A 7,004-nucleotide genomic window follows, 5' to 3' on the forward strand; every position below is an offset into this window, starting at 1 on the left:
CTGTAGTGTTCGAATGATACTGGATGAACCGGCTGTTCCAAGGTGTTGTTCACAAACCCAGCTCCGCTCGAGTTTTCTGATCATTAACATTGGCTAGCTCCCGAGCGTCCGGAACGGACAGCAGCTGAATATGATGCATCCGAAGCAGTTGACGTGGCGATTCGTACCCTTCAGCAATTGCCCGCAGGATGATGGGTCCGAAGGCTGGTTCATAAATACCCAGCAACGGTTCAGGTAGTTCGCCGTCGGAGTCGTAAAATACCGTCGCCAGCTTTGTGGTATTGCGCCCAGCCACAAGCGCATCCAGCGACTGAGTTGTCAGCAAGGGCATATCGCAGGCCACCACCAGCCAGGCCGCGCCCGGTTCACGCTGAAAAGCCGATGCGATGCCATTGAGTGGCCCCACTACGTCGAAATTATCCACAATTTTAGGCCGATCTACACTGGCCAGCTCGGCAGCCTGCGCCTGATTCACCGACCAGAAAACCTCATCGCAATACGGGCTCAGTAAGTCTATGAGGTACTCCCGCTGGGGTTTGCCATGATAGGTCAGCTGGGCTTTGTCCTGCCCCATGCGCGTGCTGAGCCCGCCGACCAAAATTAATCCGTTGGGCTTACTCACGTCGAAAATCTCGTTTACCCCCCGTTTTTTCGATCAGCTTTGTCTCCCGGATAATAATGTCGTGCGAGAACGCCTTGCACATATCATAGATGGTTAGTGCCGTTACCGACGCGCCAACCAGGGCTTCCATCTCGACACCGGTTTTGCCTTCCGTCGATACCAGACAGTTAACAATAGCGTCCGTACCTTCGGTTGAAATGGTAATCTGGCAATTGTCCAGGCCAAGCGAGTGGCAAAGCGGAATCAGGTCATCAGTACGTTTGGCAGCCATGGTTCCGGCAATGATCGCCGTTTGAAACACCGGCCCTTTTTTGGTTTGAATGTCAGCGCCCGTCAGATGCTGCATGATGTCGGGGCCAAGGGCAACCACCGTGCGGGCGCGGGCCGTACGGCGCGTAACGGCCTTACCACCAACATCAACCATGGCGGGATTGCCTTCTGCGTTAAGATGCGAAAAAGAATTCATGTCGAAAGGAAGTTATAAATGATGAGTTATGAATGATAAATTATGAATTTTGGTCACTAGGAACAACTCATTCATAACTCCTCATCCATAATTCATCATTCCAGACATGCTTTCTGTTGCCGACGCCTTTGCTATTACCCAACAATACCGGCTTACCCTCTCTATTGAAACGGTTCCATTCACCGCAGCAGCTGGACGTGTGCTACGCGAAGCTGTCCGGGCCGACCGCGACTTTCCGCCTTTCGACCGCGTCGCTATGGATGGTATCGCCATTCGTTTTGCCGACTACGCAGCCGGGCAGCGATCCTTCTCTGTCGTAGGTACCCAATTTGCGGGTCAGCCACAGCAAATGTTGGAACAAACGGGGAGCTGTTTGGAAGCTATGACAGGGGCAATGGTCCCCGCCGGCACGGACACAATAATTCGTTACGAAGACATTACCCTAACGAACGGACAGGCGACGATCACGATTGATGACGTGCAGCTGGGTCAGCACATTCATCATCAGGCTACCGACCGCCGGGCGGGCAACGAGCTTTTGCCGGTTGGCACGCGACTTGGCCCACCAGAACTGGCCGTTGCGGCTTCAGTTGGGCAAACGATGCTGACGGTATCAGCCTTGCCTCGCATTGCCCTTATTTCCACGGGTGACGAACTGGTTGATGTTGGCGAAACGCCCCTGCCCTATCAAATTCGGCGGTCCAACACGTACCTTCTCCGGGCAGCCTTAGCTACGTTGGGTATTGATGCTACGCTCCATCATATTGCCGATGATCAGACCCAGCTACAGGAACGCTTGCAGGAGCTATTGACCGCAAATGATCTCCTTATTCTGAGTGGAGGGGTCTCGGCGGGCAAAGCCGATTTCGTGCCCGACGTACTGACCCGGCTAGGTGTGCAGAAGCGTTTTCATAAGATAGACCAGCGGCCCGGAAAGCCACTCTGGTTTGGGACCTCTGCCGATGGCAAAACCGTTTTTGCGTTGCCCGGCAATCCCGTCTCCACCGTCCTGTGTACGTACCGGTATGTGATGCCTTACCTTAAGGCGTCGTTGGGTTTGGCTCCCTTTGTGATGAGTTACGCTCAGCTAGCCTCTCCGATTACCTTTCAACCACCAATCACCTATTTCCTGCCAGTACGGCTCACTTCTGAAGCAGACGGCCGAACACTGGCCCACCCCTTACCCGGCTCGGGTTCGGCGGATTTTGCTAACCTGCTTGATGCCGGGGCATTCATGGAGTTGCCCGCCGGGCAATCGGAGTTTGGCTTGGGCGAAGCGTTTCCAATCTGGCTTACCCGATGATTGGTTTACTTGGCAACCGTTGTTGACTTAGTTTCTGATTCAACCACCAGCCCTTCGTTCGGTTTCCACTTATCGTATTCCATATAGCGGGCGGTTTGCGTCGCCACGTCCAGCCCTTTCAGCTTCGCTACTACGTGCAGGGCTCCGTCGATGCCCGCCGACACGCCTGCTGTGGTAATAATCTGGCCGTTATCAACGAAGCGGGTATCCCGCAGAATCTTTGCGTTGGGGGTTGCCGCCTGCAACGCATCAATGTAATTGTGGAATGTAGTCGCCTGTTTACCATCTAACAGACCCGCTTTTCCCAACAGCCCGGCTCCCGTGCAAACCGATAGCATGACTTCGGCTTGTTTGGAACAGTTGGTGATCCAGTTTATCAGTGTTTCGTTTTTGAGGAAAGGTCCAGTATTACCTCCCGGCAGCACGACAATGTCCGGCGCTGGACAATCAGCCAGGCTGTAAGTTGGCGTGACTTTAATGAACCCCTGGCTCATAATCGGCTCTTTGGTAAGCGAAACTGTATAGACATTAAACCCCGGCGTTGACGCAAACACCTCACTCGGTCCGGCAAAATCCAGTATTTCTACGCCATCATGAATGAAGATGGCCACATTGCGTTTTTTCATGTTCTTTTGTTTACGGCTAAGTGAATCCATTATCGTAACACTACGCTTAACAAGCGACATACCACAGTGTTGACAGGTGCCCGGCCCGGCATGACGTTCTAAATCGCAGGCGCTGCCGCAAGGCTCACAATAGTAAGCCATGCGTTCATCAGTTCGTCCCAGGTTCTGAGCGTAACTGTAAACGAAATTGCTGATAAACCAACCTAGTAAAATCAGGTAACGAACAGCAATGATAGGTTTCATAAGCGTTGTGTTTAGTTGGGTTGTCCGGGTCGTGAAACGAACGGCTTGTCAGTTTTCTGCCAGATACGGCGAAGTTGGCGAGCATCCTGGAAACCACATTTGGCAGCGATGGCCTCCATTGTCAGGCTCGATTGTTGCGCCAGCGTTCGGGCTACTTCCAGCCGCAGGAGAGTAGTGTATGCATTGATCGTCGTTCCCGTTTCTTTACGAAATGTGCGGGTAAGGTTGCGGGTACTCATGTTAGCCACTTCGGCCAGATCGTCCAACGTTGGTCTGGTTTCCAGATGCGCAATCAGCCAGTCCTGCATCTGATGAATGGCCCCGTTCACATGGTTCCGGTAGTCCAGATAAATGCTATTTTGCGAGCTTGTGCCGCTCCGTCGGTAGTAAACCACTAATTCGCGGGCCACTTTTGACGCAAATAGGGGGCCTTGTTGCTCCTCCAGCATAGCCAGCGCCAGATCGATACCAGCCGTCACGCCCGCGCTGGTGTACACATTGCCGTCTTTCACAAATAGCCTATCGTGCTGAGCCAGCAAGTGAGGGTAAGTTGTTTGCAGTTCGTCCAATCGTTTCCAGTGCGTAGTACATTTTCGGCCATCGAGTAGCCCGGCCTGGGCCAGCATGAAGGCTCCTGTACAGATCGAACATAAATAGACTCCCCAAACTGAGATGGTTGTGATCCTAGGCATGTTCCAAAATAAAGTCAGCATCGATCTTCAATTTGGTGCGTAAGGTCTTGGCCATAGCTAGATTGACCCGGCGCTTGCCCCGCAGGATCTCCGATAAACGGGTTTCGGGCACTTCCAATAGTTGAGCCATCTCGCGTTGTTTCATCTTCTTTTCATACATCTTAAACGCGATCATTTCCGGAATCGACTGCGGCACTTTGATGGGCATCAAGGGAATGCTATCTTCATAAGCTTCGGCCCACTCTGAGAGCTGAGCCAGCTCGGTGGCTTCGTCGGGGCTCAACACCGCAAAGCCCCCTCCCGCTGTCGCTTTTTGAAGCAGAGTTTCGATCTGAGCCATCAATTGCTGATAGTCGGCGTAGGTGGTTGGCTGTTGCATCAATGAAGGTGATTAAATAATTGAGCAGTCAGGTATTTTGTCATACTGGGCATGGGTGCCCACAAAGCGAATGAATAGAGTTCGTTTGTCAAAGAAAATCATCGCTACTAATCGGTAATGATTCCCTTTGATGTTAAAGACGTAGTGATCGTTGCCCACGTAATCGACGGAGTTGAAGGTTTGCTTGACATCGGCCAGCGATTTCCAGTCAGCGGCCTTAACGATGGCATACCATTCATTGAGAGCGGCAGCCGCACCGGTGTGCTGCAAGCCGAACTCGTTAAGAATGGTTTTGCTGATGATAACCATTAGTGTCTTCTTAACTACCAAATAAAGGTATTACTTTATTTTTACATTACCAAATATAAACTTACATATTGTGTAAATCAATCATACTAGACCGGCTTTACAATGGCCCTTTACGTTTGCGTAATTCTGTTATAGGAGAGTGAGGGTCAAAAAGTGCTTTACATAAGACGAAGGATCCCTCCTAGGTTTGCTTCAGGAACGGGGCGTTCAAAAAGCTGAAGTAATCAAATCAAATTTTAGTAAGGAAATCTCTAAACAAAAAACTGATCAGATTTTAGGCATGCGAAAGCGAGCCGGATTTCGTTGACTTACAGACAAGAACTTGAGCGATGAAGAATAGTCTACTATGGTACTTGCTTGTTTTCCTGATCCTCTCAACTGATCAGCTCGTTGGACAACCCATTAAAAACCCTTGTCTCTATCAGAGTCTGACGCGTAAATCCACTCGGGAAGCCCTCTTAGCGCGCTATCAAATTCTCTACGATCTACAACCTAGACAAAAAATAGCCAGCGTCGGGGCAGGTGGCGGTAACAAAGAAATTCTCTACTCGATGCTGGCCGATAGCCTAGTGTTCTACTTGCAGGACATCGATTCCACTTGTCTGTCAAAAGCCGCCCTACCCATCACTATACAACAGCACTATAAGGCTACAAGTCAAGTCTGTGATGATACGTTTATAAGCGTCATTGGTACGGAGACAGATACTAAACTACCCGAACGATTTTTTGATAAAGTACTCATCGAGAATACATTGCATGAGTTAACTAAACCGGAAGAGATTCTGCAAAGCATCCGCAACAGTTTGAAGCCGGATGGTTTTCTGTTTATAGAAGATTTTATCGCTCACAAGCCCGGTCAACGGCATCGGGGCTGTGGAAAGTTACTCTATACCCAACAGGCTTTGATTGATCTACTCGATAAATCAGGATTTCGGTTGGTAGAATCACATGAGGTGTATCCCAAAAACACTGTGGATCGTGTATATAAGTTCGCCCTAAAATAGATAGCTACATCACTTAATTTGTTCCAGGTAATCCAAAGCGGTAGCCTATCGGCCACCGGCGGCTTCTAGAGCTCATCGGCTCATCAGATTGCCTAGCGCCTGGGTAATCACCGGATCGTTGCTTCGGGCTAAATCCGCCCGGCTGACCACCACCCTAAGATCAACCGGCACACCAATGCCTTCATAACACTGGTTAGCCGAATCATGAATGCGCTTGTCAGGCAGCGAATAGTACCAACCATAAGGCAGTTGATGAAACCGCATACTGTCAAAGCTGCCTTCCGTGTTCTCCTCAATCAGCCGTACCATCGGTAAGCGGTGCATAATCAGGGCTAAATTATCCCCCGCACTCACCGTGCGGTCGTTCGTCAATACGGCAATCGGCGTTTGGGTGAATTGAGTGGGGCCTTTAGGCCTCAATCGAAAAGTAGTCAACTTAACAAAATCAGTGTAGCCCCCTCGCTTGCGTCTTCGGTAGCGGTAGTAAACCACCTGCCCTTTATCCACGAACCGACCGGCAACCCCAAAGGCGAATCGGTCGCCCCCGCCTTGATTAAAGCGAATGTCGAGCAGGAGTCCTTTGATGGGGCCGAAGTAGGTCAGGATACTGTCCAACTCGCGGAGCTTGGGCCCCGATCCACCTTTGCCAAACGTACATTCCCGGATGCGGATATACCCATATTGGGTGGATCGGGCATAATAGAATTGCCGCTGTCTATCAGCGTAAGTACCCCCACTCGCTTTCAGAGGCTCAAAACCCTGCTTGGCTAAGGTGGTATCGGTGGCTTGCCAATAGGTTTGCAGCGAATCGCGGTTAAACTGGAACTGATTCGAGTAGACTGAGGGTTTGCGGGGCCAAACGTACTTGGGTGGTTTTAAACTGCGGTCGGCTAAGCGGACATGGGCATCATTCAGGGGTTTAATCATTTCCGCCAGGATTGTAAACAAGCGTTCAGGAGTGGTAGTGCTATCGACTAGGGGTGCATACGTCGCGTATTGTTGTTGCCAATCGACGTGTTTCATATCGAAGGTGGCATAGTGGTCTTGCTAAGCTTGCCAAAAGGTATTAAAGTTGAGAACGGGGTCCTGTTTGGGGGTGGGTTGAGCCGAAAGGGAATAGACGAGAAGACAGAGAAGTAAACTCAGGAGAAGATAGCGAACGTTCATTTGTGGCTAAAATACGATTACAACCCTTTGACACCGATGCCTTTATATTATTATAGGGTCAAAACGCAGATTACTGGACATACATCCATTGGGGTGTCAAAAGTGTTTGAGCAATGGATTCCAAGTAACGGACGAACATAGTTAAAGACTGAACGTGCCCACGCAAACAGGTGATGCCTTGACGAAAAAACGA

9 protein-coding genes and 1 pseudogene are annotated in these 7,004 nt (G+C 50.5%); 2 read left to right on the forward strand and 8 right to left on the reverse strand.

The genetic code is table 11. The features are described 5' to 3' along the window. Positions 1-49 precede the first annotated feature (49 nt). On the reverse strand, positions 50-622 hold the full coding sequence (locus ACFSUS_RS07810; protein ID WP_381521274.1) for an NTP transferase domain-containing protein: 573 nt from the start codon (positions 620-622) through the stop codon (positions 50-52). Further along, positions 615-1,088, reverse strand: coding sequence for a cyclic pyranopterin monophosphate synthase MoaC (gene moaC / locus ACFSUS_RS07815; protein WP_381521276.1), 474 nt, complete (start codon positions 1,086-1,088; stop codon positions 615-617). The genes ACFSUS_RS07810 and moaC overlap by 8 nt, the downstream gene beginning before the upstream one ends. 106 nt (positions 1,089-1,194) lie before the next feature. Between moaC and ACFSUS_RS07820 the strand changes: the two genes are divergently transcribed. After that, positions 1,195-2,391 (forward strand): molybdopterin molybdotransferase MoeA, encoded by a 1,197-nt coding sequence (locus ACFSUS_RS07820; protein WP_381521278.1) that lies wholly within the window; start codon positions 1,195-1,197, stop codon positions 2,389-2,391. Positions 2,392-2,396: 5 nt separating this feature from the next. On the opposite strand, the gene ACFSUS_RS07825 is transcribed toward ACFSUS_RS07820, so the two are convergent. The 4 genes from ACFSUS_RS07825 to ACFSUS_RS07840 are packed head-to-tail and all read right to left on the reverse strand — an operon-like array spanning position 2,397 to position 4,640. Then, positions 2,397-3,260, reverse strand: a complete 864-nt coding sequence (locus ACFSUS_RS07825) for a DJ-1/PfpI family protein (protein ID WP_381521280.1) — start codon at positions 3,258-3,260, stop codon at positions 2,397-2,399. Between the two features lie 11 nt (positions 3,261-3,271). Continuing rightward, complete coding sequence (locus ACFSUS_RS07830) at positions 3,272-3,952, reverse strand: GlxA family transcriptional regulator (RefSeq protein ID WP_381521282.1); 681 nt, start codon at positions 3,950-3,952, stop codon at positions 3,272-3,274. After that, entirely contained in the window at positions 3,945-4,331 is a 387-nt protein-coding gene (locus tag ACFSUS_RS07835; RefSeq protein WP_381521284.1) for a helix-turn-helix domain-containing protein, read from the reverse strand. The genes ACFSUS_RS07830 and ACFSUS_RS07835 overlap by 8 nt, the downstream gene beginning before the upstream one ends. 12 nt (positions 4,332-4,343) lie before the next feature. After that, positions 4,344-4,640 (reverse strand): type II toxin-antitoxin system HigB family toxin, encoded by a 297-nt coding sequence (locus tag ACFSUS_RS07840; RefSeq protein ID WP_381521286.1) that lies wholly within the window; start codon positions 4,638-4,640, stop codon positions 4,344-4,346. Positions 4,641-4,969: 329 nt separating this feature from the next. On the opposite strand from ACFSUS_RS07840, the gene ACFSUS_RS07845 reads away from it, so the two are divergent. Continuing rightward, positions 4,970-5,644, forward strand: coding sequence for a class I SAM-dependent methyltransferase (locus tag ACFSUS_RS07845; protein WP_381521288.1), 675 nt, complete (start codon positions 4,970-4,972; stop codon positions 5,642-5,644). Between the two features lie 72 nt (positions 5,645-5,716). Here ACFSUS_RS07845 and ACFSUS_RS07850 read toward each other — a convergent pair whose 3' ends face one another. After that, entirely contained in the window at positions 5,717-6,571 is an 855-nt protein-coding gene (locus tag ACFSUS_RS07850; RefSeq protein ID WP_381521308.1) for a S41 family peptidase, read from the reverse strand. 6 nt (positions 6,572-6,577) lie between these two features. Then, a pseudogene (locus tag ACFSUS_RS07855) lies at positions 6,578-6,679 on the reverse strand (hypothetical protein); the annotation flags it as partial. Between the last annotated feature and the right edge of the window lie 325 nt (positions 6,680-7,004).

This window comes from Spirosoma soli (assembly GCF_042684525.1).
Lineage (GTDB): Bacteria > Bacteroidota > Bacteroidia > Cytophagales > Spirosomataceae > Spirosoma > Spirosoma soli.

Coding starts and splice junctions, on each gene's coding strand:
- ACFSUS_RS07845 (WP_381521288.1), top strand. CDS start 4,970: ATGAAGAATAGTCTACTATGGTACTTGCTTGTTTTCCTGATCCTCTCA.
- ACFSUS_RS07850 (WP_381521308.1), bottom strand. CDS start 6,571: ATGATTAAACCCCTGAATGATGCCCATGTCCGCTTAGCCGACCGCAGT.
- ACFSUS_RS07825 (WP_381521280.1), bottom strand. CDS start 3,260: ATGAAACCTATCATTGCTGTTCGTTACCTGATTTTACTAGGTTGGTTT.
- ACFSUS_RS07820 (WP_381521278.1), top strand. CDS start 1,195: ATGCTTTCTGTTGCCGACGCCTTTGCTATTACCCAACAATACCGGCTT.
- moaC (WP_381521276.1), bottom strand. CDS start 1,088: ATGAATTCTTTTTCGCATCTTAACGCAGAAGGCAATCCCGCCATGGTT.
- ACFSUS_RS07835 (WP_381521284.1), bottom strand. CDS start 4,331: ATGCAACAGCCAACCACCTACGCCGACTATCAGCAATTGATGGCTCAG.
- ACFSUS_RS07840 (WP_381521286.1), bottom strand. CDS start 4,640: ATGGTTATCATCAGCAAAACCATTCTTAACGAGTTCGGCTTGCAGCAC.
- ACFSUS_RS07830 (WP_381521282.1), bottom strand. CDS start 3,952: ATGCCTAGGATCACAACCATCTCAGTTTGGGGAGTCTATTTATGTTCG.